We start from the raw sequence: 26,193 nt of genomic DNA on the forward strand, positions 1-26,193 counted from the left end.
CCACGCCACCGCGGGCGCGCTACGGTGCCGCGCATGGTCCAGCAGGGGGACGGGACGAGGCACGCCGCGGCATCGCTCCGCGGGTCGGGTGACGACGAACCGGACGAGGCACGGGAGGCCGTGGTCACCGCGGGTGCGCCGAGGACGTGGGGACGACGCCGTCGCGCCGACCTCGCCCGGGAGCTCCGGGTCGCGGGCCGGGCGGGTGGAGTGCTCGCGCTGCTCGCGGCGCTGGCCGCAGTGTGGTGGTCGGGCGCGTCGTGGGCGACGCCCGCCGTCGTGGTCGTCGCCGCGGCCGGTGCGCTGCTCGCCGTGGTCGACGTGCGCACCCACCGCCTGCCGGACGTGATCGTGGTCCCGACGGGGGCTGCCGTCGTCGCGCTGCTCGCGGTCGCGTCGCTCGCGGCGGGCGACGGTGCGCCGCTCGTCCGCGCGCTCGCCGGCGGCGCCCTGGGCTTCTGCGCCTACGCCGCGCCGCCGCGCTGCGGCTCGCGCACCCACCCGGGCTGGGGTTCGGCGACGTGAAGCTCGCCGGGACGCTCGGCACCCCGCTCGCGTGGCTCGGGTGGGCCGAGCTCGTCGCCGGGCTCCTCCTGCCGTTCCTGCTCGGCGGTGCGTGGGCGCTCGGCCTGGTGGTCTCGCGGCGCGCTCGCCGCGACACCGCGGTGGCCTTCGGCCCCTTCATGGTGCTCGGCGCGGGCGTCGCCGCCGGCTGGGGGCAGACGACGACCGGCGCGGTCCTCGGCGGCTGAGCGCGCCGTCGGGCTCAGACCGGGGCGCCGAGCGCGGAGCCGAGGGCGCGGTCCATCGTCGCCAGCGGCGCGGCCCTGCCCGTCATGAGCCGCACCTGCTCGGCCGCCTGGTGCAGGAGCATGCGCTCGCCGCCGACGACGGTGCCGCCGCCCGCGGTCCAGGCGACGGACAGCGCGGTGGGCCGGGGGTCGTAGACGACGTCGAGGAGGACCCCGCCGGGCGTCGCCCCGGCCCGGGACAGCGCGTCCGCCACCGGGTCGGCGGCACGCGACGGCAGGGTGGCCACGACGGCGTCCGAGCGCGCGAGGCGGTCGACGAGCGCGGGCGACGCCGGGTCCAGCACCTCGAACCGCGGCTCGACGCCCATCCGGTGCGCGGCGCGCTGGAGGCTGCCCGTGCGCCCGAGCGAGCGCACGAGGACGGTCGGCGCGGCGCAGCCCAGCTGCGCGAGCGCGGCGAGCGTCGAGGCGGCGGTCGCGCCGGCGCCCAGCACGACGGCGGAACGGACCTCCCGCTCCCCCAGCCCTTCGCGCAGCGCCGCGACGAGGCCGTGCACGTCGGTGTTCGTCCCGACGAACGTCGGTCGCGTCCCGCCCGTGGGCTGCACCACGAGCGTGTTGACCGCCCCGACGACGTTCGCGAGCGGGTCGACGTGGTCCAGCAGCGGGATCACCGCGTGCTTGAGCGGCATGGTGAGGCTCAGGCCCGCCCACGAGGCGTCGAGGCCGTTGACGAAGGCCGGGAGCTGCTCCTCGGTCGTGTCGATCGCCTCGTACGACCACCCGTCGAGCCCGAGCGCGTCGTACGCGGCACGGTGCAGCACCGGGGACAGCGAGTGCGCGACGGGGTGGCCGAGGACGGCCGCACGTCGTGGTGGGCGCGTCGTGCTCACCCCTCGTTCTCCGCGAGCCACTGCTTCAACGCGTCGACGTTCCGGTTGTGCTCCGCGAGGGTGACCGCGAAACGGGTCTCCTTCGTGTCGTAGTTGACCGTCGTCCAGAACAACCACTCACCGGGCTCAGGGTTGAGCACCGCCTGCATCGACGCCGCGCCCGGGGAGGCGATGGGCCCCGGGGGCAGACCGTTGTGCGCGTAGGTGTTGTACGGGTTGGTGGCGTCGCGCGTGTCCTCCGGCTTGACCTGGTACCCGGGCGGGTTACCGGTCCCGTAGGCCACCGCCGCGTCGATCTGCAGCGGCATCCCCGTCGCCAGACGGTTCTCGATGGCCCGAGACATCTTGGGACGGTCCTCGTCCCGACCGGCCTCGCGCTCGATGAGCGACGCCTTGATGAGCACCGCTTCGCGGTTCTCGGGGGCGACGCCGAGCTCGTCCAGCTTCATCACCGTCTGGCTGACCATCCCCTGGATGATCGCCAGCGCGTTCTTGTCCTGCGGCTCGAGGACGTACGTGGTCGGGAAGAGCCAGCCCTCGTAGTTGCCGTTCGCCTCGGCCGGGAGACCGGTCGCGGCGGTGTCCGCCATCGCCGCCTGGAAGTCGGCGACCGGGATGTCGGTCACGGAGGACGCCTTCTCGAGGATCTGCGAGACCGTGCTCCCCTCGGGGATCGTGATCTTCGTCTCGACGCGCGAGTCGTTCGCCACGAGACGCGCGACGGCGTCCTTCGCCGACATGCCGAGGAGCAGCGTGTGCGTGCCCGGCTGGATCTTGCCGGCGTTCGGGTTGTCCTCGAACGCGTTCGCGAACGCCGCGGAGCTCGCGACGACGCCCGCCTCGGTGAGCACGGCCCCCATGTCGCGGCCCGTCGACCCGGGCTCGATCACGACGTCGACGGGCTCGGTCCCCGGGCCCTCGAAGTCCTTCGCCTCGAGCGGGTTGGCGAACCCGAAGAGGTCCGAGGCGTTGTTGAGCAGGAGATAGCCCGCTCCGCCCACCACGAGGAGGGAGACGAGCAGGACCACGAGGGCCCGGCGACGCCGGCGCTGGCGTCGCTTCTTCGCGGCCCGGCGCGCGCGCTGCTCGGCGCGCGAGGAGCGCGCGGGCTGCTGCTCGCCCTGGACTGCGGGCCGTTCGAACAGGTCGGTCACGGTCGGTGGTCTCCTGTCGGGTCTACAGGTTCTCCGGCGCGCACCCCCGCGCCCCGCTCGGCCTCGAGAGCGGATTGCAGAATGATAACGGCGGCGGCCTGGTCGACGACGCTCCGGTGCTTGCGACCGGCGCGTCCCGACGCGTGCAGCGCCTGGTGGGCGCTGACGGTCGTCATCCGCTCGTCGACGAGGTGCACCGGCACCGGTGCGACGACGCGAGCCACCGCACCAGCGTACGCCCGCGCGCCCTGGGCGGCGGCCCCCTCCCCGCCCGAGAGGTGACGCGGCAGGCCCACGTACACGACCTGGGCGTTGCGCTCCTCGACCTCGGCCGCGATGCGGGCGACGTCGGCGGGGACCGCCGCGCCGCCGCGCGTGTCGCGCGCGAGGGTCTCGACGGGGGTCGCGACGAGCCCGTCGGGGTCGCTCGCGGCCAGGCCGACGCGGACGCTGCCCACGTCGACGCCGAGGCGCGCCCCCCGCGGGAGGGGGGCGCGCCCGTCGTCGGCGGGCTGCACGGGCAGGCCGGTCACGCGCCCGCCGCGGCGCCGTCGCGCACGCCCCGGAGGGCGGCGGGCAGCGCGGACACGTCCGTGCCGCCGCCCTGGGCCATGTCGTCCTTGCCGCCGCCCCCACCGCCGAGCGTCTGGGCCGCGGCCTTGGCGAGCACGCCGGCACGCAGCCCGGCCGCGCGCGCGGAGGCGTTCGTCACGACGACGACCTGCGGGCGGCCCTTGGAGACGCCGCCGACGGCGACGACCGCAGGCTCCGCCTCGCCGATCCGGCCGCGCACGTCGAGCGCCAGCGCGCGCAGGTCGTCCGCCGACGCGACCTCGCCGGCGTCGTGCACGACGACGCGCGTGCCGCCCACGAGCTCCGCCCCGGCGGCGAGCGTGCCGGCCGCGGCCAGGAGCTGCGCCTGCCGGAGCTGGGCGAGCTCCTTCTCGGCGTCGCGCAGGCGCGACACGAGCGTGCTCACGCGGTCGGGCAGCTCCTCGGTCCGCACGTTGAGCAGACCCGTGAGCTGGCCCACGAGCGCGTGCTCCTTCGCCTGGAACCCGTACGCGCCGTCCCCGACGAGCGCGTCGACGCGCCGCACGCCCGAGCCGATCGACGACTCGCCGAGCAGCGTGACGAGACCGAGCTGGCCCGTGCGCTGCACGTGCGTCCCGGCGCAGAGCTCGCGCGACCAGTCGCCGCCGATGGAGACGACGCGCACGGTGTCGCCGTACTTCTCGCCGAACAGCGCCATCGCCCCCAGGGCGCGCGCCTCGGTGATCGGCATGAGCTGGTCCGTGACCTCGAGGTTCTCCTGGAGCTGCGTGTTGACCCGCTCCTCGATCTCCGAGAGCGCGCCCGAGGGCACGGCGGACGAGCGGCGGAAGTCGAAGCGGATGCGGCTGGGCGCGTTCTCCGACCCGGCCTGCGTCGCGTCCTTGCCGAGCGACTCCTGGAGCGCCTTGTGGATCATGTGCGTCGCCGAGTGGGCACGGCTGATCGCCTTGCGGCGGTCGCGGTCGATCGTCGCCGTGCCCGGGTCGCCGAGCGCCGCGGTGCCCTCGACCAGGCGGCCGCGGTGCACCGACAGGCCCTTGATCGGGCGCTGCACGTCGTCGACCTCGATGGTCGCGCCGCCGTCGAGCACGATCGTGCCGTGGTCGGCGAGCTGGCCGCCGGCCTCCGCGTAGAACGGGGTGCGGTCGAGCACGACCTCGACGTCCGCCGGGGCCGTCGCGGCCGGCGCGGGGACGCCGTCGACCAGCAGGCCGGCGACGCGCACCGCCGCGGACGACTCGGTGTACCCGAGGAACTCCACGGGTGCCGCGAGCTCGGACGCGAGCGACTCGTACGCGGCCGTGTCGACGCCGCCGGAGCGCTTCGCGAGCGCGTCGGCGCGCGCGCGCTGGCGCTGCTCGGTCATGAGCGCGCGGAACGCCTTCTCGTCGACCTGGACGCCCTGCTCGGCGGCCATCTCGAGCGTGAGGTCGATCGGGAAGCCGTACGTGTCGTGCAGCGCGAACGCCTGGTCGCCGCCGAGCAGCGGCGTCCCGCCCGAGCCGGCCGCGGCCTTCGCCCGCGACACGGCGGTGTCGAGGATCGTCGTGCCGGCCGTGAGCGTGCGACGGAACGCGTCCTCCTCGGTGTAGGCGACGTCGGAGATGCGTGCGAAGTCCGTCGCGACCTCCGGGTACGACGGCGCCATCGCGTCGCGGCTCACCGGGAGCAGCGCGGGCATGGCGCGGTCCTCGACGCCGAGCAGGCGCATCGCGCGCACCGAGCGGCGCAGCAGACGGCGCAGCACGTAGCCGCGGCCCTCGTTGGACGGGCGCACGCCGTCGCTCATGATCATGAGGGCCGAACGGACGTGGTCGGCCACGACGCGCATGCGGACGTCGTCCTCGTGGTTCGCGCCGTAGCGCTTGCCCGAGAGCGCCTCGGCCGCGGTGATGACGGGGAACACCTCGTCGATCTCGTATAGGTTGTCCTTGCCCTGAAGCAGGTAGGCGACGCGCTCCAGGCCCATGCCCGTGTCGATGTTCTTGCGCGCGAGCTCCGAGACGATCCGGAACTCCTCCTTGGACTTCACGTCGTCGATCGCGTACTGCATGAAGACGAGGTTCCAGATCTCCAGGTAGCGGTCCTCGTCGACGACGGGGCCACCCTCCTGGCCGAACTCCGGACCGCGGTCGATGTAGATCTCCGAGCACGGGCCCGCGGGGCCGGGCTGGCCCGTGGACCAGTAGTTGTCCTTCTTGCCGCGGGCCTGGATGCGCTCGTCCGGCAGGCCGGCGATGCGCTTCCAGAGCTGCCGCGCCTCGTCGTCGTCGTGGTAGACGGTGACCCAGACGGTCTCCGGGTCGAACCCGTACTTGCCCTCGTCGCGCGAGCCCGTGACCAGGTCCCAGGCGTAGGTGATCGCGCCTTCCTTGAAGTAGTCCCCGAACGAGAAGTTGCCGTTCATCTGGAAGAACGTGCCGTGGCGCGTCGTCTTGCCGACCTCGTCGATGTCGAGGGTGCGCACGCACTTCTGGACGCTCGTCGCGCGGTCCCACGGCGGGGTCTGCTCGCCCGTCATGTACGGGATGAACGGGACCATGCCCGCGATGGTGAACAGCGTGGACGGGTCCGGGGAGACGAGCGACGCCGACGGCACGACGGTGTGGTCGCGGTCGGCGAAGTAGTCGAGCCAGCGCTTGCGGATCTCGGCGGTGCGCATGATGTCCTTCGGAAAGAGGTCGGTGGTCGTGCGGGGTGGTGCGGTGGGCGCCGCGGGCTCGGCGTCCTAGAAGGAGTAGCCGAGCAGGTCCTCGACGTCGTCCGTGTCGTCGAAGGCGTCACGGTCGGCGCCGGCGGGGCGCGCGTGGCGTCCGGCCGCGCGACGCGCGCGGACGGCGTCCGGGTCCTCCTGGCCCTCGGCGAGCAGCGCCGCCATGAGCTCCTGCTCGCGCGCGTCGCGCGCGAGCGCGAACTCCGTGCGGAAGTCGCGGGCGATCTCGACGACCTTCTCGCCGAGGCCGTTCACCTGCTCCGTCGCCTGGTCCACGAGCGACGCCGGCGCGTAGCGCGCGAGGACCTTCTTGCCGCGCACGACGACCACGACCGTGATCGCGACCCCGACGCCGATCCAGAAGACCCGGCGCATCAGCGCGACCCCTCGGCGCGGCTCGCGGAGCTGCCCGACGGCCGCCGGCGGCCGAACGAGCGCGCGGCAGCCTGGCGCACGCCGTACGTGAACGCGGCGACCTTGACCAGCGGCGCACCGAACGTGGCGGCATACAGGCCCGTGAGCGCGGAGACGTTCTCGCTCACCTGGGCGGCCGACGTGGTGATGGTGTCGACCTTGACGAGCTGGCTGTTCGTCGTGGCGACGGTCGTCGCGGCCTCGTCGAGGATCGGCACCGAGTGGTCGGTGACCTCCTTGATGCTCGCGCGCGCCTCGTCGAGCACGCGGCCGAGCTTGAGGAGCGGCACCGCGAGCAGGCCGACGAGCAGCACGAACGCGACGGCTGCGATGAGGCCGGCCACATCTCCCAGGGACATTCTTCCTCCAGTGCCAGTCACGGTGCCGCGGGCGCGGCACCCGTGCGCCGTACGCGCGGGACGGTCGTCGCCGCGGGCTCCTCGCGGACGTACCCACGGCTCCGCGAAACACTACCCGCACCAGGGCGGGGACCGTCGTCGGGCACGGCGCGACGGCGCCCACGCGGGGACGTGCCGACGCACCGGCCCGGACGCACGAACGCCCCGCTCGCCGACGAAGCGGTGAGCGAGGCGTCCGGGGCAGAAATCAGCGAGCGTAGTACTCGACGACGAGCTGGACCTCGCACTGCACGGGGACCTCGGCGCGCTTCGGGCGACGCGTGAGCACCGCGCTGAGCTTCTCGAGCTGGACGTCCAGGTAGCCCGGGACGGCCGGCAGCACGTCGCGGTGCGCACCCGCGGCCGCGACCTGGAACGGCGTCGTCGCCTGGCTCTTCGGCTTGACCTGGAGGGTCTGGCCGGGCTTCACGCGGAACGACGGGCGGTCCACGATCTTGCCGTCGACGAGGATGTGGCGGTGCGTGACCGCCTGGCGCGCCTGCAGGATGGTGCGGGCGAAGCCGGCGCGGAGCACGAGGGCGTCGAGACGCATCTCGAGGTTCTCGACGAGCGCCTCACCGGTCAGGCCCTTGTCCTTGCGGGCGTCCTCGTACGCACGCGCGAGCTGCTTCTCGCGGAGCATGTACTGGGCGCGCAGACGCTGCTTCTCGCGGAGACGGACCGCGTAGTCCGACTCGGTGCGGCGGCGGGCGCGGCCGTGCTCACCCGGGGGGTACGGGCGCTTCTCGAAGTGCTTGACGGCCTTCGGGGTGAGGGCGATGCCCAGGGCGCGGCTCAGGCGGACCTGGCGGCGCGAGCGCTTGACAGACGTCACAGCGGTATCTCATTCCTGTCGTTCGGGTTCTGACGTCACACCTGGTCCCGAGAACCGGGTCCGGGTGCGGGACCAGCCGATGGACCGCACGCTCCACCGCGAGGAGGAGCGAGGGGTCGGGGCCGAGGTCCCAGGTGGTCGCCGCGAAGGCAACCTGAGCAGTCTACCGCACGCGGGGCGCCGTGGTCCCCGCCCCGTCAGCGCGCGGGGCCGTCCTGGTCGAGGATGTCGCGGATGCGCCCGAGGCGCTCCGTGACCTGCCGCTCGTACCCGCGGTCCGTCGGCGTGTAGTACCGCGACCCCACGAGAGAGTCCGGCAGGTACTGCTGCGCCGCGACACCGTGCGGCGCATCGTGCGCGTACCGGTAGCCCGCGCCGTGCCCCAGCTGCTTGGCGCCCGGGTAGTGCGCGTCACGCAGGTGCGGCGGGACGGACCCCGCCCGACCGGCCCGCACGTCCGCGAGCGCCGCGTCGATCCCGAGGTAGGCGGCGTTCGACTTGGGCGCGGTCGCGAGGTGCACGACGGCCTCGGCGAGGACGATGCGTCCCTCGGGCATGCCGATGAGCTGGACGGCCTGGGCGGCGGCGACGGCGGTCTGGAGCGCCGAGGGGTCGGCCATGCCGACGTCCTCCGCGGCGGCGATGACGATGCGGCGGGCGATGAAGCGTGGGTCCTCCCCCGCCGCGATCATGCGGGCGAGGTAGTGCAGCGAGGCGTCGACGTCGGAGCCGCGCATCGACTTGATGAACGCGGACACGACGTCGTAGTGCTGGTCGCCGTCGCGGTCGTACCGCACGGCGGCGACGTCGACGGCGCGCTCGACCGCGTCGAGGTCGACGGGCACCGGCGGGGGGCCCGCGTCGGGCGTGCCGCTCCCCGCACCCTCGGGGAGCGCGGCGTCGTCGTCGGCCGGTACGGCCGTCGCGGGCACGGGCACCGGGGCGTCGGACAGCGCGGCGCCCGCGGCGGCCTCGAGCACGGTGAGCGCCTTGCGCGCGTCGCCGCCCGCGAGGCGCACGAGGTGGTCCTCGGCCTCGTCGGTGAGCGCGACGAGGCCGCCCAGCCCTCGCTCGTCGGCGACGGCGCGCCGCACGAGGGCGCGGACGTCGTCGTCCCCGAGGGGCTGGAGCGTGAGCAGGAGCGAGCGGGAGAGCAGGGGCGAGTTGACGGAGAAGCTCGGGTTCTCCGTGGTCGCCGCGACGAGCGTGACCCAACGGTTCTCGACGCTGGGCAGGAGCGCGTCCTGCTGGGACTTGGAGAAGCGGTGCACCTCGTCGATGAAGAGGACGGTCTCCTCGCCGCCGGTGGCGAGGCGGCGCCGGGCGTCCTCGACGACGGTGCGCACGTCCTTGACGCCCGCGGTCACGGCGGAGAGCTCGACGAAGCGGCGGCCGGAGGCGGTCGCGATGAGGTAGGCGAGCGTCGTCTTCCCGGTGCCGGGCGGGCCCCAGAGGATGACGGAGCCGGGCGCGGCGCGGCCGCCGGACGCGTCGCTCTCGCTGCCGGACCGGATGAGCCGCCGCAGGGGCGAGCCGGGCACGAGGAGGTGGGACTGGCCCGCGACCTCGTCGAGGGTGGCGGGGCGCATGCGCACGGCGAGCGGGGCCCCCGGTCCGGGTCGCGGCGTGCCCTGCGCGCCGGACGTGGCGGCACCGAAGAGGTCGCCGCCGAAGAGATCACCGGTGGACATGGCTCGAGCCTACGCACCGCCGCCCACGCGGCGGTGCCGGGTCGAGGAGGTCGGGTGAACGTCCGGCCCCGGGGCGCGGGGGATCTGACACGCGGCGCGGGCGGGTGGGATGCTGGCGCTCGTGTTCTCGAGCCTCGGTCGTCGTGTCGCCCGCCACCCGCGTCTCACCGTCGTCGTGTGGGTCCTGCTGACAGCGCTCGGCTTCGCGCTGGCGCTGTTCGGCGTCCACGGGGAGAGCGTGTTCGACCGTGTGACGACGGGCGCGCCGACGATCCCGGGCTCGGACAGCGAGCGGGCGTCGCAGGTCCTCGCGGAGAACGACGAGGGCGGGACGGAGATCACGCTCCTGGTGTCCGGCGTCGACCCGGCGGACCCGCAGGTCGTGGAGGCGATGACGGGGGTCGACGCCGACCTCGTCGCCGTCGAGGGCGTGGACACGGTCATCGACCCGTACGTGATCCCGGGCGGCGTGGAGGACCCGGCGGCGCAGTCGCTCGTCGCGCAGGACGGGCGCGGCTTCCTCTCGGTCGTGACGCTGCGCACCGACCTCGACGCCGAACGCACCGACGCGGTCGCGGACCGCGTCGTCGAGCAGCTCGAGGCCGTGCCGGGCGTGCTCGCGGACGCCGCCCCGGAGGCGGCGGGCGACGCGACAGGCCTCGTGGGGTCGAACGGGCTCATCGTCGAGGCGATCACGAGCCAGGTGAAGGAGGACCTCACGACGGGAGAGGCCGTCGCCCTCCCCGTGGCGCTGCTCATCATGGTGCTCGTCTTCGGCGGCTTCCTCGCCGCGGCCATGCCGATGGCCGGGGCCGTCGCGTCGATCGGTGCCGGTCTCGGGGTGCTGCTGGGCCTGACGTACGTGCTCGACGTCGACGCCTCCATCGTCAACGTCGTCACCCTGCTCGGCCTGGGCCTGTCCATCGACTACGGGCTGCTCGTGGTGTCGCGGTTCCGGGAGGAGCTGCACCGGCTGATCGAGGCGGGCGACGACCCGTCGCTGCGCCGGCGGCGCGGCGACGGCGTGGTGCACGCGGCGCTCGTGCGCACCATGGAGACCGCCGGCCGCACGGTCGCGTTCTCGGCGCTGACGGTCGCGATCTCCATCGCGGGGCTCATGGTGTTCCGCCCGGACATCCTGCGCGCGGTCGGGGCGGCCGGGCTCGGCGTCGTGCTCGTGGCCGTCGCGACGGCGCTCACCCTCGTCCCGGCGCTGCTCGCGTACTCGGGCCGTCGCCTCGCCCGCCCGGGGCTGCTCGGCCGGGTCCCGGGCCTGCGCCGCGTCCTCGCCCGGACCGCGGACGTGCAGTCGGACGAGGGCGCGTTCTCCCGTCTCGCCGGGCGCGTCCAGCGGCACCCGCTGTGGGTGCTGCTCACCACCGCGGCGCTCCTCGTGGTCCTCGCGCTGCCGGTGCTCGGGCTGCAGCTGCGGAACTCCGGGATCGAGCTGCTCCCCCAGGGCTCTCCCCAGCGCGAGTTCGTGGACGAGCTCGCCGCGCAGTACCCGTCCAGTGCGGGTGCCCAGGTCGTCGCCGTCGTGGACGCGAGCGTCGAGGACGCCCAGGCGTGGGCCGACGACGTGGCGACGCTCGACGGGGTCGAGAGCGTCGACCCGGCGGCGCCGCTGGGGTCGTACGCCGTCGTGGGCGTGCACGTCGACGCGGACGACGCCGGCGGGCCGGAGGCCGTGTCGGTCGTGCGGGAGGTCCGTGCGACGGACCCGGGCTTCGACGTGTGGGTCACCGGTCAGGCGGCGGGGCAGGTCGACTTCCTCGAGGCGCTCGGCGAGCGCGTGTGGTGGGCCGTGGGGATCGTCGTCGGCGCGACGCTCGTGCTGCTGTTTCTCATGACCGGCTCCGTCGTGGTGCCGGTGAAGGCGCTCCTGACGAACGCGCTGTCGCTCGCCGCCTCGCTCGGGGTCCTTGTGTGGGCCTTCCAGGACGGCCACCTCGAAGGGCTCCTGAACTTCTCGTCCGTGGGCGGGATCGAGACGTACGTCGTCGCGCTCGTCGTCGCGTTCGCGTTCGGTCTCGCCATGGACTACGAGGTGTTCCTGCTCGCACGCATCAAGGAGCTGTACGACGCCGGGCTCTCCAACGACGAGGCGGTCCGCCTGGGCCTGCAGCGCTCCGGGCGGATCATCACGTCGGCGGCGGCGATCATCGTCGTCGTGTTCGCGGGCTTCGTCTTCGGCGACCTGCTCGTCATCAAGGAGGTCGGGTTCGCGCTCGCCGTCGCCGTCCTCATCGACGCGACGATCGTGCGCCTCCTGCTGGTCCCCGCGACGATGACGCTGCTCGGGCGGTACAACTGGTGGGCACCCGGGCCGCTGCGCCGGGTGCACCGCCGGCTCGCGATCACCCACTGAGACGCTCCGACCGGCGGGGACGGTTCGTGCGCGGGCACTCCCGCGGGCGGCTACGGTAGGCGGCAGACTCAGTCGCACGGGGGGAGACGGATGGCGGACAACACACGCACCGCAGTCATCGTCGAGGACGACGCGGAGATCCGTGATCTCCTGCAGACGGTGCTCGGTCAGGCAGGCTTCGTCACCGAGGCGGCCGCGACCGGCGTCGAGGGCGTGGAGCTCGTCCGGCGGACCGACCCGGTCGTGACGACCCTCGACGTGAGCCTGCCCGACATCGACGGGTTCGAGGTGTGCCGGCGCATCCGTCAGATCTCCGACACCTACATCGTGATGCTCACCGCGCGCACCGACGAGATCGACACCCTCATGGGCCTGGACGCCGGTGCCGACGACTACCAGACGAAGCCGTTCCGCCCGCGCGAGCTGCGCGCCCGCATCGAGGCCCTCCTGCGGCGCCCGCGACGCGGCCTGCCGTCGGACGGCGCCGACGCCGCCCGGCCCGCCCCGGCGGACCACGAGCCGACCCTCGTGGGGTCGGACGGGCTCCTGCTGGACGTCCCGCGCCGCACCGCCACGGTCGACGGCGAGGCCGTCCACCTCACGCGCAGCGAGTACGACCTCCTGGGAGCGCTCGTCGAGGCGGCGGGTCGCGTCGTCAGCCGCAACGAGCTCGTCCGCGTCCTGTGGGGCGAGGAGTACGACGCCGGCACGTACGTCACGGACGCGGACCGGCGCAGCGTGGAGGTGCACATCGCGAACCTGCGCCGCAAGCTCGGCGACGGTCCGTCGTCGCCCCGGTGGATCCGCACCGTGCGCGGCGTCGGCTACCGGTTCGACCCCACGGGCTGACCGGCGGCGGGCGGCGGGTCGCCGAGCAGCAGCGCCACCTCGTCGCACGCGCTGCGCGCGACGGCCCGCAGCGTCCCGAGCGCGCGCGCCTCGTCCGCGGTCGTACGGTGCGAGGCGAAATGCCGGTCGAGCAGCGCGGAGGCGGCGTCCCCGACCTCCGCGGCCCCGACCATGAGCGACGTCGACCGCACGGTGAGCAGCGTGCTGCGCGCCTCCTCGTCGTCGCCCCGGGCGAGCGCGACCGCCGCCGCGTCGACGCGTGGGACGACGAGGTCCCGGTACGCGACGAAGAAGCGCCGGACGGCCTGCACGTCACCGTCCAGGTCGTCCTCGAGCGCCGTCCACGCCCGGCGCAGGTCCTCTCTCACGCGCGGAGACCGTGGTGGCGGCGCACGAGCCGGCGCAGCATGAAGAACGTCTGGAGGATCGTCACCACGCCGAGCACCGGCCACCCGAGGGACAGGACGGCGGACTGGACGCCTGGCGTCAACGTGGTCCACGCCCACACCACGGCGGCGAGGGCGACCAGAGCGACGAGGAGCGGGCTGAGGTAGGCCCAGCCGCTGCCCCGCTCGGCCTTGGCCTGCGCCGCCCAGTTGTCGGTGCGCGAGCGCGAGAGGAACTTGGACCACGCGCGCACGAAGTGCCCGATGCGGATCCACATGTAGAGCTCGGCCGGGACGAGGGTCGCGGCGAAGAGCACGTCGCGCCAGGTACGGCCGTTGATGGAGAGCGCGGTCCGGAGGTTGAGCGCGACCGCGACGGCAGGCGGCACGAGCCAGACGGGCGAGAAGCGGAACGCGTGAAGGCTCAGCGCGCCGGCGACGAGCAGTCCGAACAGGATGCGCGTGGCGGCGTTGACGAGCATGCTCACGTTCTCCATCCATCGCAGCCGCAGGTTGGGGTGGAACGGCTGGCCCCGCGTGTCACCACGCTGGCCGGGCCACATGAGGTCGATGGCGCCGTAGTTCCACTTGACCTGCTGGCCGTCGAGCGCACGCAGCGTCGTCATGCCGCCGACGGTCGCGCGAGCGGTCGCGGAGATCTTGGTCGAGTAGCCGAGCGACTTGATCTGCAGGCTGAGGAGGGAGTCCTCGACCTCGGAGTCGGAGACCCACGGGTCGCGCTGGTGGTGCGCGAGCATGACGGCCTCGAGGGCCGACATGCGGAACAGCGAGGCCTGACCGCCGAGGACGGCCATGTTCCGCCCGCGCAGGAGGTTCTGCATGTTGAAAGCGGCGAACTGGGCGCGCTGGCCGGTGAGGAGGAACCTGCCGAGGGGTCCGCGTGGAGAGACGTTGTCGACCGTGTAGATCGCGGAGATCCCGCCGATGCGCGGGTCGGACGACATCTCGGCCTCGAGCCGCTCCACGGCGTCCTTGGCGAGCACGGTGTCGCCGTCCACGCCGAGGAGGTAGTCGGCGCCGCGCACGAGGCGGTACCCGTAGTTGAGCGCGCCGACCTTCTTGTCCGCGAGGGCGCCCAGGTCGTGGACGTACACGCGCGTGGTCTGCTCGACGCCGCGGCGGCGCGTCGTGTGCTCCCCGGCGAGCTTGGACGCCTTGGCGAACGTGCGGTCGCTGGTGTTGTTGACCACGACGTGCACGACGTCCGGCAGGCGGGTCTGCCGCAGGATGCCCTTGAGCACGGACTTGATCGTCGAGCCCTCGTTGTACGCGGGGATGATCGCGCCGATCGTCGCGCGGCGGGCGGGCTCCTGGACCACGACCTCGTCGGGGGTGAACTGGTAGCGGTCGAGCTCCGTACCGAAGGGCACGGGCTCGTCGACGTCGACCGGGGCGCGGTCGGTGAGCAGGGCGGTCATGAGTGCCTCGTTCGTCGTGGGGTTCAACGAGCACGATCCTGCGCGCCCCGGCGCGAGGCACCCGCCGGGTCGGCGCAGCGAAACCTCAGGATCTGCTCAAGATCCGGGCGCGGGACGTGCTCAGGCCTTCGTCCTCGCCCGGTCCGGGCCTCGTGCCGCACCGCGGCAGCGGTCCCCGTGGCCCGGACGCGCGGAGGGCGCGCCACCCGGCGGGGTGGCGCGCCCTCGGCGTCGAGCGTGCTGGGGTCAGGCGTCCGTGCGCCCGCTCTCGCCGGCCGTGTCGCCGTCCGCGCCACCCTCGGTGCCGCCGTCGCGCGACGGGGCGGCGGGCTTCGCGTCGACGCCCGCCTCCTTGCGCTGCTCGGGCGTGATCGGGGCCGGTGCCTGCGTCAGCGGGTCGTACCCGCCGCCCGACTTGGGGAACGCGATGACGTCGCGGATGGAGTCCGACTTCGTCAGCAGCGCGACGATGCGGTCCCAGCCGAACGCGATCCCGCCGTGCGGGGGCGCGCCGAACTTGAAGGCGTCGAGCAGGAAGCCGAACTTTTCCTGTGCCTCCTCGGGCCCGATCCCCATGACGTCGAAGACGCGCTCCTGCACGTCGCGACGGTGGATACGGATGGACCCGCCGCCGATCTCGTTGCCGTTGCACACGATGTCGTAGGCGTAGGCGAGCGCCTCGCCCGGGTTCTGCTCGAACGTGTCGACCCAGTCCGGCGTGGGCGACGTGAACGCGTGGTGCACGGCGGTCCAGGCGGAGTGGCCCAGGTCGACGTCGTCGTCCTCGCCGGTCGGCTTGAACAGCGGCGCGTCGACGATCCAGACGAACGCCCATGCGTCGTCGTCGATCTGACCCGTCCGCTTCGCGATCTCCTGGCGCGCGGCACCGAGCAGGGCACGCGAGTCCGACGTCTTGCCCGCGGCGAAGAACACGGCGTCCCCCGGCTGCGCGCCGGTCGCCTCGCGCAGGCCCTCGCGCTCGGCGTCGGACAGGTTCTTGGCCACGGGGCCGCCGAGCGTGCCGTCCTCGCCGAACGTCACGTACGCGAGGCCGCGAGCGCCGCGCTGCTTGGCCCACTCCTGCCACGCGTCGAACTGGCGGCGCGGCTGCGAGGCCCCGCCCGCCATGACGACGGCGCCGACGTACTCGGCCTGGAACACCCGGAACGGGGTGTTCCGGAAGTAGTCCGTGAGCTCGACGAGGGGGTTGCCGAACCGCAGGTCGGGCTTGTCGGACCCGTAGAGCCGCATGGCGTCGTGGAAGGTCATGCGCGGGATGGGCGTCGGGATCGTGTACCCGATGAGCTCCCACAGCGCGACGAGGATCTTCTCGGCGAGCGCGATGACGTCGTCCTGCTCGACGAAGCTCATCTCGACGTCGAGCTGCGTGAACTCCGGCTGGCGGTCCGCACGGAAGTCCTCGTCGCGGTAGCAGCGCGCGATCTGGTAGTAGCGCTCCATGCCCGCGACCATGAGGAGCTGCTTGAACAGCTGGGGCGACTGCGGCAGCGCGTACCAGGAGCCGGGCGCGAGGCGCGCGGGCACGAGGAAGTCGCGCGCACCCTCGGGCGTCGAGCGGGTGAGCGTCGGCGTCTCGATCTCGACGAACTCCTCGGCGTCGAGCACGCGGCGTGCGGCCTGGTTCGCCTTGGCGCGCAGGCGCAGGGCGTGCGCGGGGGCGGGCCGGCGCAGGTCGAGGTAGCGGTGCTTGAGGCGCGCCTCCTCACCGATCGTCTCGGTGTCCGCGAGCGCCGTCGACACCTGGAACGGCAGGGCCTCGGAGGTGTTGAGCACGACGACGTCGGTCGCGACGACCTCGATCTCGCCCGTGGGCAGCGACGGGTTCTCGTTCCCGTCGGGGCGGCGCGAGACCTCGCCCGTGACCTGGAGGACGAACTCGTTGCGCAGCGGGTGCGCGACGGCCTCGTCGCGGATGACGACCTGGGCGATGCCGGAGGCGTCGCGCAGGTCGATGAAGGCGACGCCGCCGTGATCGCGCCGACGGTCGACCCAGCCCGTGAGGGTGACGGTCTGACCGGTGTGCTCGGCCCGCAGTGAGCCGGCCGTTCGGGTGCGCAGCACGGAGGGTTCCTTCCAGGTGGGCGGTGGGGGGTCGCGCTCCCGGAGCGGGGGCGCGTCCGCTGAAGTCTAGTGCGGGCGGGCGGGCGGCTCGACCGGATACCTCCGACCGGAGGCGGTCGACGGTCCGCTCTCGACCGGCGGGCCGACCGGATACCGTGGCGGTGCCGCCGCGACGTCCCGTGGCGGCACCGCCGGGACCGGCGCCGCGCCCGCGGGCGCACGGGCCGACCGGCCGCGGCAGGGCCGTCCGGCCCGCCGCCCGCACGAAGGAGGGTCACCCGTGGCACGCACCATCGCGACGAACCGGCGCGTCGAGCGCGACGAGCTCGAGGAGTTCCTGCGCTCCCGGCACGACGGCGTCCTCGTCACCACCCGCGCCGACGGCCGTCCCCAGCTCAGCCCGGTCACGTACGGGGTCGACGACGCGGGTCGGGTCGTCGTGTCGACGTACCCGGAGCGCGCCAAGGCGGTCAACGTGCGCCGCGACCCGCGCGCGTCGCTGCTGTCCCTGGGCGAGCGGTTCTCCGACCCGTGGGTGCAGGTCGACGGCGAGGCGGAGGTGATCGACCTGCCCGAGTCGGTCGAGCCGCTCGTCGACTACTACCGCGCCGTCGGCGGCGAGCACCCGGACTGGGACGAGTACCGCGCGGCGATGGTCACCCAGGGCAAGTCGCTCGTGCGGCTGACGATCACGCGCTGGGGACCGGTGGCGACGGGCGGCTTCCCGGCGCGCCTCGCCGACGCCTGAGACAGGTCAGAACAGGACCTGCTCCACTCCCCCGCCGACGACGTCGAGCCCGCCGCCGTCCACCGGCATGCCCGCGAGCGCACCACCGTGGCCGTCGCGCGCGTCCTGCGGCGCCGGGTCGACGGCGAGGCTGCCGGCCGGGTAGGCGCCGTCCGTCGGCGGCCCTGGCCGGCGGTGCCGGTCGCCGGGCTCGCCGCGGCGGAACCGGCCCTCGACGCCCGCGGGGCCGCGGTGGCCCGCGACCCCGAACCCGCGTGCCTCGAGCATCGGCCGCACCCGGTCCCACAGCCAGGACCGGTACGCCGTCGAGGCGTACGTGCCGCGGGCGTACACGCGCTCGTACCCGGGGACGAGGCGCGGGTGCTCGCGCGCGAGCCAGCCCATGTACCACTCGCGCGTGCCGGGCTTGAGGTGCAGCGGCAGCACCGTGACGCCCGTCGCGCCCGCATCCTTGACGGCGTCGAGCAGCTCGGTGAGCGCGCGGGTCGAGTCGGTGAGCCACGGCAGCACGGGAGCGACCATGACGCCGCACGGCAGACCGGCCTCCCGGACCGTGCGGACGAGGTCGAGCCGCGCGCGCGGCGAGGGCGTGCCGGGCTCGACGCTCGCCTGGAGCTCGGGGTCCAGGAGCGCGAGGGACACGCCGATCCCGACCTCGACGCGCGAGGCTGCGTCGACGAGCAGCGGCAGGTCGCGGCGCAGGAGCGTGCCCTTGGTCAGCACGGACAGCGGCGTGCCCGACCCGGCGAGCGCGTCGATGATGCCGGGCATGAGGCGGTAGCGACCCTCGGCGCGCTGGTACGGGTCGGTGTTGGTGCCGAGCGCGACGGCCTCGCGCGCCCAGGACGGGCGGGCGAGCTCGGCGCGCAGCACGTCGTCGACGTTGACCTTGACCACGACCTCCCGGTCGAAGTCCTCGCCCGCGTCGAGGTCGAGGTACTCGTGCGTGGGGCGGGCGAAACAGTTGTGGCTCACGACCCCCGCGGCGACGAAGTCACGCGTGCCGGTCGTGATGTCGACCAGCTCCGTCGTCTCCCCCGGCCCGTCGAGTGCTTCCAGGGAGTCGACGCGTAGCGCCTCGCCGCCGGTGACGTCCTGGCCGTCGAGGACGGGCCGCCCGTCCGCGAGCGCCGCGGCGCCCGGCCCGACGAGCACGTCGCCGAGCGCCAGGCGGGCGCGGTGCCCGGAGCCGCCGACGACGTGCCGCCACCCGCGCTCGGTGAGGAACCGGTGGTCGCCGCTCGCGACGAGGCGCGTGCCGTCGGCGAGGGTCACGCGGTAGGCGCGCTTGCGGGTGGTCCAGCGGTCGAGCACCCGGGTGCGCACGTAGCGCCGGTACGCGCCGTGCGGAGCGGTGCCGACGATCTCGTCGCCGACACGCAGCTCGCCGATCGGCCGTTGCGTGCCGTCGGCCAGCAGCACGGGCGTGGCGGGCGCGAGGCAGTAGGAGCACGCGTGGCTGCACCCGCGGTACGGGTTGACGGTCCAGCGGAACGGCATGCGCGACATCGCCGGCACCTGGGACAGCGCGCTCTTGGCCGTGACCTCGTGGAACGTGATGCCCGCGAACTCGGGCGTGCGCACGCTGCGGACGAGGCCGACCCGCTCCAGCCCGGGGAGCGCGCCGTCGTCCGCGCCGAGCGCCTGTCCGTCCCACCGCATCGCGCTATTCGAACAAACGTTCGAACGCGCTGTCAAGGGCGGGTCAGCCGTCGGCGGACCACGCCTTGAGCAGCGCCAGGTTCCCGAGGGGGATGTGGTGGCCGACGCGCGGGTGGTCCAGCGCGACACCGACGACCCCGGCCGCGCCGAAGGACGCGACGTAGTCGATCGCCGCCGGCACGGGTACCCCGAGCAGCGGCACGGAGCCTGTCTCGTCGTCCGCCAGACCGAGCGCCCGGGCCGCCTCGTCCGCGCGCGCGGCGCTGCTGTAGAGGCAGATCATGGGCCCCTGGTCCGCAGCGACGGCGTACGGACGCGGCTGGTCCTCGGACCCCCGCGCGATGAAGAACCACGTGCCGAGGCGCACCGTCTGCCGCCACAGCGCGATCTGGGCCGACGTGTCGCCCGCGGGCGCGCTCCGCACGGCCTCGTCGAGGCGGTCCAGCTCTGCGACCGCGGCGGGGTCGTTGTCTCGGGTCATGCGCACTGCCTCGTTCCTCGTGGTCGGAGCCCGTCCCCGGTCCGCGCGGGCGCCTCGTCGCCGCCACCCTCTCACGGCGGCCGGGCGTCCCGGTGGGTGAGACGCCGGGATTGTCCGGCGGGCGTCCAGGCCCTAGGGTCGGGCCGAACGCCCCCGGGGAGCGCACGAGCGCTGAGAGTGCAGGCCGGACACCCGTCCCTCCTGCAGACCCGTGGAACCTGATCTGGTTCGTACCAGCGAAGGGAGCAGGGCCGACGTCACCGTCCCCTGCGCGCTCGTGCCCGCGCCCCGCGCGTGCCGTCCGCGCGGGGGCCGCGGTGGCGCGCCGTCGTGCACCCCTCGCCCCGGGGGCCCGACGGAGGGAACCGCATGACCGAGCCCCGCACCACGCCGCCCCGGGCGACCCCGCCCACCCCCACGCCCGGCGCCACGCCCGACGGCGTGCCCGACGGCCCGCGGCCCGCCCCTGGTCTCCACGAGGCCGTCGCCGCTCCCCCGAGCCGTGCCCGTCGCCGCGGCCTCACCCTCCACGAGACGGTCCTCGTCGCCGTGCTGGGGGTCGTGTTCGGGTTCGTCTACTGGGCGTTCGTGCAGCTCTGGGCCCCGCTCCAGCTCGCCATGGGACCGCTCGCGGACCTCGCCGCCAACGTGCTCGCGGGCGCGTGGATCGTCGTCGGCCCCCTCGCGACGTACATCGTGCGCAAGCCGGGCGTCGGCATCCTCACCGAGACGCTCGCGGCGCTCGTCGAGGTGGTCTTCCTCGCGTCGCCCGCCGGCCCGCTGCTCGTCCTCGTCGGGCTCGTCCAGGGCGCTGGGGCCGAGATCCCCTTCGCCCTCACCCGGTACCGCCGCTACGGCTGGTGGGTCTTCGTCGCGTCGGGCGTCAGCGCGGCGCTCGTCACGTACGCGTTCAACGCGGTCCGGTTCGGCTGGCTCGGGCAGGACCACGCGATGCTCCGGCTCGGCGTGCAGGTCGTCTCGTGCGTCGTGCTGTGCGGGATCGCGGCGCGCCTCCTCGGCGACGCCCTCGCCCGCACCGGCGCGCTCGACGCCTTCGCAATCGGGGCCGACCGCCGTGGCTGAGGCACCGACCGCCGCACCGGACGTCACGCCGGACGCCGTGCCCGGCGACATGCCCTGCGACGTGCCCTGCGACGTGCCCGACGCCGTCGCCGCCGCCGGTCTGACCGTCGCCGTGGGCCACGACGGCACGCGCGTGCTCGACGACCTCACGCTCACCGTCCCCGCGGGCACCGGGCTGCTCGTGCTCGGCCCCTCGGGCTGCGGGAAGTCCACGCTGCTGCGTGCGCTCGTCGGCGTCGTGCCCCACACGCTCCCGGGGTCGGTCACGGGCGACCTGCGCGTGACGGGCGTCGACCCGCGCGACACGACCCCGGCGGCGCTCGCCGCGCGCGTCGGCCTCGTCCAGCAGCGGCCGGGCGACCAGCTCTGTCTCGCCCGCGTCGACGACGAGCTGCGGTTCGCGCTCGAGAACCGGGCGGCGGACCCGCGCACGATGGACGCCCGCGCGACCGCCGCGCTCGCCGCCGTCGGCGCGGACCATCTGCACGACCGGCCGACCCACGCGCTGTCGGGGGGCGAGGCGCAGCGCGTCGCCCTCGCGGCGGCGCTCGTCGCCGACCCCGAGCTCGTGGTCCTCGACGAGCCGACGGCGTTCCTCGACCCGGCCGCGGCGCACGAGGTCGGGACGCTCGTGGGCGGGCTCGTCCGGGCGCCCGGACGGGACGCGCCCGACACCCCCGGCCGGTCGGTCGTGCTCGTCGAGCACCGCCTCGACGACGTCGGGACCCTCCCGGCCGCGACGCTCGTGCTCGACGGCACCGGTCGCGTCGTCGCGCACGGCCCCACGACCGCCGTCCTGCGCGCGCACGCCGCCACGCTCGCCGCGCTCGGGTGCTGGCTGCCGCTCGACGTCCGGCTCCGGCAGGCAGGAGCCCCGGGCACGCTCGGCGCGCCCGCGACCGACGCCTGGCTCGTCGACCTCGCGCGCGCCGCCGCCCGCACCGTCGACCCCCGCGCCGCGGACGCCGGCCCGGTCGCCCTGCGTGCCCGACGCCTCGCGGTGCACCGTGCCGCGGCAGGCCACCGGCGGCGCGGGCGGGACGAGACGCCGGTGGTGCGCGACGTCGACCTCGACGTGCACGCGGGTGAGGTGCTCGCGGTGGTGGGGCCGAACGGCGGCGGCAAGTCGACCCTCCTGCGCGGGCTGGCGGGACTCGAACGGACCACGGGCGAGGTCGCGACGGCGCCCGGTGCGCCCGTCGCGATGGTGTTCCAGGACCCGGAGCACCAGCTCCTCGCGCGCACGGTCCGCGACGAGGTCGCCTGGTCGGCCCGGCTCGCGCGGCTCGACGGCGTCGACGGACGCGTCGCGCGCACCCTGGACGCGTTCGCCCTCACGCACCTCGCCGACGCGAACCCGTACCGGCTCTCCGGCGGCGAGCAGCGGCGCCTTTCCCTCGCGACGGCGACGGTGCTCGACCCGCCCGTCCTCCTCGCCGACGAGCCCACGTCGGGGCTCGACCGCGCCCAGGCGGACGCCGTCGCCCACGCGCTGCGCGAGCGCGCCGACGCGGGCGGCGCGGTGGTCGTCGTCACGCACGACCTCGCGCTCGTCGCGGCCCTCGCCGACCGCGTCGCCGTCGTCGTCGGCGGCCGGCTCGTGGCGCTGGGGCCGCCCGCCACCGTGCTGGCCGACGACGCGCTGTGCCGGCGCGCCAGCCTGCGCCGTCCTCCCCTGCTCGCGTGGTGGGCCCGCACGGGCCGCCGCCACGGCGTGGACCCGGGCGCGCTCGTCCGGGCGCTCGACGCCACCGTCGGCGCCGTCGCAGCCGACCCCGCAGAGACCGCGCCCGCAGCCCTCGCGGAGGTCGCCCCGTGACCGCTCCGCACAGCACGCCCCTCGGGCGCTGGAACCCGACGGTCAAGCTCGCGACCGTCCTCGTCGTGTCGACGGGTGCGCTGCTCGTCACCGACCCGTACACCCCCGCGATCGGGTGGGTGCTCACGGTCGCGGCGCTGCTGGTCGCGGGACGCGTCCCCGTGCGCACGCTCGCCCTGGCGCACGTGCCCTTCCTCGTGTTCGCGACGAGCCTGCTGGTCGTCAACGTCGCCACCCGGCCCGGCGGCGACCCGGTCGACCTGGGCCCGGTCACCGTCGGCTCCGACGGCCTGACGATCGGCGCCGGGCTCGCCGTGCGCACGCTTCTCGTCGGCGCCCTCTCGCTCACGGTCGCGGTGACGACCGGCCCGGTGCACCTCATGACGAGCCTCCACCAGCACGGGCGGCTGCCCCTGACGTGGACGTACGCGGTGCTCGCGGCCCACCGGCTGCTCGTCGAGCTGCCCGACGCCTGGCACACGATCCGCTGCGCGCAGGCCGTGCGCGACCCGCGGCGGCGGCCCGGCACGCTCCCCCGGTCCCCCCGCGCGCTCGGGACCGCCGCGTACGCCCTCCTCGTCGGCGCCGTGCGCCGGTCCGAGCGCCTGACCGTGGCGCTCGAGTCGCGCGGCCTGGGCTCCGGTCCACGCACCACGGCGCGGCCCGTCCCGCTCGGCGTGCCCGACGTCGTCGCTGCGGTCGCCGTGCTCGCCGTCGCCGCGGCGGTGGTCGTCGTCGGGGTCCGTGCGGGCTGGGTCACGGGGCTGGGCGCGCTCACGGCGTGAGGCTTGCCGGACCGCGGTCACGCAGGCTCGACGACCGCGCCCTCCGCCGGGACGCCGAGGTCCACGACGCGCGACGAGCCGTCGCGGGACCGCTCGCGGAAGCCCCGGAAGACGAGCGGCAGCCCGCGGGCGGCGAGCGCGTCCGGCGCGTCCATGACCTGCAGGTGCACGTGCGGCTGCGTCGAGTTCCCCGAGCTCCCGCACCGGCCCAGCTCGTCGCCCGCCTCGACCCGTCGGCCGGGCACGACGGCCACGGACCCGGCGCGCAGGTGCGCGAGGACGACGTACGTGCCGGGCGGGTCCAGGGCGAGCACCACGTGGTTGCCCGCGAGCGCCGCGGCACCGCCGCGCGCCCGCGCCGCCTGCGTGAGCGCGTAGCCGAGCAGCGCGATGGGCGACCGGCGGGCCTCGTGGTCGGGCTCGCCGTCGTGCACCGCGACGACGGTGCCCGCCGCCGGGGCGAGCACGGGCCGCCCGAACGCGACGAACCGTTCGGGCGGCTCGGTGCTCAGCGCGGTGCGCCAGTCGCGCACGGCGGCGGTGCGCCGCCCTCGGACGGCGACGAAGTCGATCGCGTACGTCGTCGCGAAGAGGTCGGTGCCGTGGCTCGGCACGCGGCGCGCCGGGCTGTTGCGCACGAGCCACGTCCCCTGGAAGGGCAGGGCGAGCTCGACCGGTCGCGTCACGGCGCCCTCCCCTCCCCGGTGCGGCGGGGTCAGCCCTCCGCGGGCACGACGCGCGGGAAGCGGTCCTCGGCGGGCGGCTCCCACGTCGCCGCGTCGGCGTCGACCTGCTCCCCCGAGCGGATGTCCTTCACCTGGTCGGGCGAGCGCGTGCCGTCGTCCTCGACGCGCCCGGGGAACCAGACGAACGGGATGCCGCGCCGGTCGGCGTAGCGGATCTGCTTGCCGAACTTCGCGGCGGCGGGCGCGACCTCGACCGGGACCCCGCGGGCGCGCAGCGCGTGCGCGACGGCGTCGGAGGCGTCGCGCGTCTCCTCGCTCGTGACGGCCACGACGACGGCGCTCGGCACCGACCGCGTCGCGCGCACGAGGCCGGCGGAGAGCAGGCGCGACACGAGCCGGGACACGCCGATCGACAGGCCGACGCCGGGGTAGGTGTTCGCGCCGTCGGACGCGAGCGTGTCGTAGCGCCCGCCCGAGCAGATCGAGCCGAGCTGCTCGTGGCCCACGAGCACGGTCTCGTAGACGGACCCGGTGTAGTAGTCGAGGCCGCGCGCGATCTTGAGGTCGGCGACGACGACGCCCGGGGCGCGCACGCTCGCGGCCTCGATCAGCGCGCCGAGCTCGCCGAGCCCGGTCTCCAGCAGCTCGTTCTCCACGCCGTGCTCGGCCGCGAGCGCCCGCACGCGGTCGACCACGCCGGAGTCGCTCCCGCTGATACCCGCGAGCGCGAGGCACGCCTGCGCCTGCTCGGGCGTCGTGCCGGCCTCGGACTCGAGCAGCGCGGCGACCCTCTCGGGGCCGACCTTGTCGAGCTTGTCGATCTGGCGCAGGACGTCGTCGACCGCGTCGATGCCGAGTCCGCGGTAGAACCCCTCGGCGACCCGGCGGTTGTTCACGAGGACGCGGACCTCGGGCACGCCGATGTCGCGCAGCGCGCCCAGGGCCTCGGCCATGACGAGCGGCAGCTCGACCTCGTAGTGGTAGGGCAGCTCGCCCGCGCCGACGACGTCGACGTCGGCCTGGGTGAACTCGCGGAAGCGCCCGTCCTGGGGGCGCTCGCCGCGCCACACCTTCTGGATCTGGTAGCGCTTGAACGGGAACGCGAGGTGCCCGGCGTTCTCGAGCACGTAGCGCGCGAAGGGGACGGTCAGGTCGAAGTGCAGGCCGAGCTGCTTGTCGCCCTTCGCGGCCGACCCGGCCGCGGCGTCGTCCTGCGGCTCCTCCTGGAGCCTGCGCAGGACGTAGACCTCCTTCGACGTCTCGCCCTTGCGCAGGAGCTGGTCGAGCGGCTCGACCGCGCGCGTCTCGATCCCGGCGAACCCGTGCAGCTCGAACACCCGGCGCAGGGTGTCGAGGACGTGCTGCTCGACGATGCGACCGTCGGGGAGCCATTCGGGGAAACCGGAGAGGGGTGTGGGCCTGGCCATGGGTCAGATCTTCCCAGACGCCGGCACCCGCGACCGCATCGTCCGGCCCCCGGACCCGCGCTCAGCGGGCGAGGAAGGGGTTCGTCGCCAGCTCGCGCGCGACCGTCGTCGCCGGGCCGTGCCCCGGGAGCACGTCCCAGGCCGGGTCCAGGTGCGCGACGACGTCGCGCAGGGTGCGGGCCATCGTCGCGCCGTCCCCGCCCGGCAGGTCGGTGCGGCCGACGGAGCCCGCGAAGAGGACGTCGCCGCTGAGCACGAGGCCCGATCCCGGCTCGCCGACCAGGTAGAGCGTGGAGCCCTCGGTGTGCCCGGGCGCGCCCACCGCGCGCAGCGCGACGCCGCCCCAGCGCAGCTCCCGCTCGCCGCCCGCGGGCACGTCGAACGTCTCGACGCGGCCCGGCTCGCGGTAGTCCTGCGGCCCGGCGCCTGCCGCCGCGAGCGCCGCGCCGAGCGGGCCGGACACGACGGCGCCCGGCCGGCTCGCGGCGGACCCGCCGTGCTCCAGGCTCCCGAACGGGTCCGCGAGCCGGTACGCGTCGGCCGCGTGCAGCACGACGGGCACCCCGAAGCGGTCGGCGAGCGCCGCGGCGTCCCACGTGTGGTCCACGTGGCCGTGCGTCGCGAGGACGGCGCGGGGCACGAGGCCCGCGGAGCGGACGTGCTCGACGACGGCGTCCGCGACCCCCGCCCCCGCGTCGACCACGACGCAGTCGCCGCCCGGGGCGCTCACGACCGTGCAGTTCGTGCCGAAGACGGGCGCCACCACCACGTGCACGGCCGGTCCGGGCGGGGTCGGGCCGTGCTCGGTAGAGGGAGTCGGCGTCGTGCCACGAGGTCGGTCCACGAGGGCGAGGGTAGCCCGCGGCACGGGCGGCGGGGCGGCTCCGGGCGAGCGCAGGACGGGTTTCGGGCGGCGGCGTCGATACCGGACCGTGACCTGCGCGCGGCAAATCCACCCGCCACCAGGGTTCTC

General features: G+C 74.9%; 24 protein-coding genes and 1 riboswitch. Of the genes, 8 read left to right on the forward strand and 16 right to left on the reverse strand.

Features of this window, described 5'->3' with window-relative positions; all coding sequences use genetic code 11:
• Positions 1 to 33: 33 nt before the first annotated feature.
• Together E1O70_RS19830 and E1O70_RS20340 are read left to right on the forward strand one after the other, a co-directional pair.
• Positions 34 to 525, forward strand: coding sequence for a hypothetical protein (locus tag E1O70_RS19830; protein WP_061267276.1), 492 nt, complete (start codon positions 34 to 36; stop codon positions 523 to 525).
• Entirely contained in the window at positions 522 to 752 is a 231-nt protein-coding gene (locus E1O70_RS20340) for an A24 family peptidase (protein ID WP_061267275.1), read from the forward strand. Before E1O70_RS19830 ends, E1O70_RS20340 begins: the two co-directional genes overlap by 4 nt.
• Before the next feature lie 14 nt (positions 753 to 766).
• Here the strand turns inward: E1O70_RS20340 and E1O70_RS05070 are convergent, their stop codons facing one another.
• The 8 genes from E1O70_RS05070 to E1O70_RS05105 all read right to left on the reverse strand — a co-directional run bounded on the left by E1O70_RS05070 (position 767) and on the right by E1O70_RS05105 (position 9,405).
• A complete protein-coding gene (locus E1O70_RS05070; protein ID WP_061267274.1) occupies positions 767 to 1,645 on the reverse strand; it encodes a shikimate dehydrogenase in 879 nt (292 codons plus the stop codon).
• A complete protein-coding gene (gene mltG / locus E1O70_RS05075) occupies positions 1,642 to 2,799 on the reverse strand; it encodes an endolytic transglycosylase MltG (protein ID WP_061267273.1) in 1,158 nt (385 codons plus the stop codon). Before mltG ends, E1O70_RS05070 begins: the two co-directional genes overlap by 4 nt.
• A complete protein-coding gene (gene ruvX / locus E1O70_RS05080) occupies positions 2,796 to 3,332 on the reverse strand; it encodes a Holliday junction resolvase RuvX (protein WP_228485331.1) in 537 nt (178 codons plus the stop codon). The genes mltG and ruvX overlap by 4 nt, the downstream gene beginning before the upstream one ends.
• Positions 3,329 to 6,016 carry an alanine--tRNA ligase gene (alaS, locus tag E1O70_RS05085; RefSeq protein WP_061267272.1) on the reverse strand — a complete coding sequence of 896 codons (2,688 nt, stop codon included), beginning with the start codon at positions 6,014 to 6,016 and terminating at the stop codon, positions 3,329 to 3,331. The genes ruvX and alaS overlap by 4 nt, the downstream gene beginning before the upstream one ends.
• Positions 6,017 to 6,082: 66 nt before the next feature.
• The gene (locus E1O70_RS05090; RefSeq protein ID WP_061267271.1) at positions 6,083 to 6,442 is read right to left on the reverse strand and encodes a hypothetical protein; all 360 of its coding nucleotides are present in this window, start codon (positions 6,440 to 6,442) and stop codon (positions 6,083 to 6,085) included.
• On the reverse strand, positions 6,442 to 6,840 hold the full coding sequence (locus tag E1O70_RS05095) for a DUF948 domain-containing protein (protein WP_061267270.1): 399 nt from the start codon (positions 6,838 to 6,840) through the stop codon (positions 6,442 to 6,444). The genes E1O70_RS05090 and E1O70_RS05095 overlap by 1 nt, the downstream gene beginning before the upstream one ends.
• Positions 6,841 to 7,087: 247 nt before the next feature.
• The gene (rpsD, locus tag E1O70_RS05100) at positions 7,088 to 7,714 is read right to left on the reverse strand and encodes a 30S ribosomal protein S4 (protein ID WP_021483439.1); all 627 of its coding nucleotides are present in this window, start codon (positions 7,712 to 7,714) and stop codon (positions 7,088 to 7,090) included.
• Between the two features lie 197 nt (positions 7,715 to 7,911).
• Positions 7,912 to 9,405, reverse strand: coding sequence for a replication-associated recombination protein A (locus E1O70_RS05105; RefSeq protein WP_061267269.1), 1,494 nt, complete (start codon positions 9,403 to 9,405; stop codon positions 7,912 to 7,914).
• Between the two features lie 109 nt (positions 9,406 to 9,514).
• Here E1O70_RS05105 and E1O70_RS05110 point away from each other — a divergent pair, with 109 nt between their 5' ends.
• Complete coding sequence (locus E1O70_RS05110) at positions 9,515 to 11,773, forward strand: MMPL family transporter (RefSeq protein ID WP_061267268.1); 2,259 nt, start codon at positions 9,515 to 9,517, stop codon at positions 11,771 to 11,773.
• Positions 11,774 to 11,863: 90 nt separating this feature from the next.
• Positions 11,864 to 12,622, forward strand: a complete 759-nt coding sequence (locus tag E1O70_RS05115) for a response regulator transcription factor (RefSeq protein WP_061267267.1) — start codon at positions 11,864 to 11,866, stop codon at positions 12,620 to 12,622.
• Here E1O70_RS05115 and E1O70_RS05120 read toward each other — a convergent pair.
• The 3 genes from E1O70_RS05120 to aspS form a co-directional block, all read right to left on the reverse strand.
• Positions 12,598 to 12,990 (reverse strand): hypothetical protein, encoded by a 393-nt coding sequence (locus tag E1O70_RS05120; RefSeq protein WP_061267266.1) that lies wholly within the window; start codon positions 12,988 to 12,990, stop codon positions 12,598 to 12,600. The genes E1O70_RS05115 and E1O70_RS05120 overlap by 25 nt on opposite strands.
• Positions 12,987 to 14,474 carry a glycosyltransferase family 2 protein gene (locus E1O70_RS05125; protein ID WP_240696602.1) on the reverse strand — a complete coding sequence of 496 codons (1,488 nt, stop codon included), beginning with the start codon at positions 14,472 to 14,474 and terminating at the stop codon, positions 12,987 to 12,989. Before E1O70_RS05125 ends, E1O70_RS05120 begins: the two co-directional genes overlap by 4 nt.
• Positions 14,475 to 14,693: 219 nt before the next feature.
• Positions 14,694 to 16,529: an aspartate--tRNA ligase gene (gene aspS / locus E1O70_RS05130; protein ID WP_082774340.1), complete on the reverse strand. Its 1,836-nt coding sequence runs from the start codon at positions 16,527 to 16,529 to the stop codon at positions 14,694 to 14,696.
• 280 nt (positions 16,530 to 16,809) lie between these two features.
• On the opposite strand from aspS, the gene E1O70_RS05135 reads away from it, so the two are divergent.
• A complete protein-coding gene (locus E1O70_RS05135; RefSeq protein WP_043660852.1) occupies positions 16,810 to 17,277 on the forward strand; it encodes a PPOX class F420-dependent oxidoreductase in 468 nt (155 codons plus the stop codon).
• 6 nt (positions 17,278 to 17,283) lie between these two features.
• Here the strand turns inward: E1O70_RS05135 and E1O70_RS05140 are convergent, their stop codons facing one another.
• Together E1O70_RS05140 and E1O70_RS05145 are read right to left on the reverse strand one after the other, a co-directional pair.
• Positions 17,284 to 18,939: an Rv2578c family radical SAM protein gene (locus E1O70_RS05140; RefSeq protein WP_061267264.1), complete on the reverse strand. Its 1,656-nt coding sequence runs from the start codon at positions 18,937 to 18,939 to the stop codon at positions 17,284 to 17,286.
• A 43-nt stretch (positions 18,940 to 18,982) separates the two neighbouring features.
• Positions 18,983 to 19,420, reverse strand: a complete 438-nt coding sequence (locus tag E1O70_RS05145) for a hypothetical protein (protein ID WP_061267263.1) — start codon at positions 19,418 to 19,420, stop codon at positions 18,983 to 18,985.
• A gap of 144 nt (positions 19,421 to 19,564) precedes the next feature.
• A riboswitch (TPP riboswitch) is annotated at positions 19,565 to 19,684 on the forward strand.
• Positions 19,685 to 19,789: 105 nt separating this feature from the next.
• On the opposite strand from E1O70_RS05145, the gene E1O70_RS05150 reads away from it, so the two are divergent.
• From E1O70_RS05150 to E1O70_RS05160, 3 genes are read left to right on the forward strand one after another with little or no spacing between them, the layout of a single operon-like run.
• Positions 19,790 to 20,503 carry an ECF transporter S component gene (locus E1O70_RS05150; RefSeq protein WP_082774339.1) on the forward strand — a complete coding sequence of 238 codons (714 nt, stop codon included), beginning with the start codon at positions 19,790 to 19,792 and terminating at the stop codon, positions 20,501 to 20,503.
• On the forward strand, positions 20,496 to 22,322 hold the full coding sequence (locus E1O70_RS05155; protein WP_061267262.1) for an ABC transporter ATP-binding protein: 1,827 nt from the start codon (positions 20,496 to 20,498) through the stop codon (positions 22,320 to 22,322). Before E1O70_RS05150 ends, E1O70_RS05155 begins: the two co-directional genes overlap by 8 nt.
• Complete coding sequence (locus E1O70_RS05160; protein ID WP_061267261.1) at positions 22,319 to 23,107, forward strand: energy-coupling factor transporter transmembrane component T family protein; 789 nt, start codon at positions 22,319 to 22,321, stop codon at positions 23,105 to 23,107. The genes E1O70_RS05155 and E1O70_RS05160 overlap by 4 nt, the downstream gene beginning before the upstream one ends.
• Before the next feature lie 17 nt (positions 23,108 to 23,124).
• Here the strand turns inward: E1O70_RS05160 and E1O70_RS05165 are convergent, their stop codons facing one another.
• From E1O70_RS05165 to E1O70_RS05175, 3 genes are all read right to left on the reverse strand, one after another.
• Entirely contained in the window at positions 23,125 to 23,793 is a 669-nt protein-coding gene (locus E1O70_RS05165; RefSeq protein WP_061267260.1) for a M23 family metallopeptidase, read from the reverse strand.
• A 29-nt stretch (positions 23,794 to 23,822) separates the two neighbouring features.
• A complete protein-coding gene (hisS, locus tag E1O70_RS05170) occupies positions 23,823 to 25,220 on the reverse strand; it encodes a histidine--tRNA ligase (protein ID WP_061267259.1) in 1,398 nt (465 codons plus the stop codon).
• 61 nt (positions 25,221 to 25,281) lie between these two features.
• Positions 25,282 to 26,064 carry an MBL fold metallo-hydrolase gene (locus E1O70_RS05175; RefSeq protein ID WP_306303291.1) on the reverse strand — a complete coding sequence of 261 codons (783 nt, stop codon included), beginning with the start codon at positions 26,062 to 26,064 and terminating at the stop codon, positions 25,282 to 25,284.
• Between the last annotated feature and the right edge of the window lie 129 nt (positions 26,065 to 26,193).

Origin of the sequence: Cellulosimicrobium funkei (genome assembly GCF_004519295.1) — a bacterium.
GTDB classification, from domain to species: Bacteria; Actinomycetota; Actinomycetes; order Actinomycetales; family Cellulomonadaceae; genus Cellulosimicrobium; species Cellulosimicrobium funkei.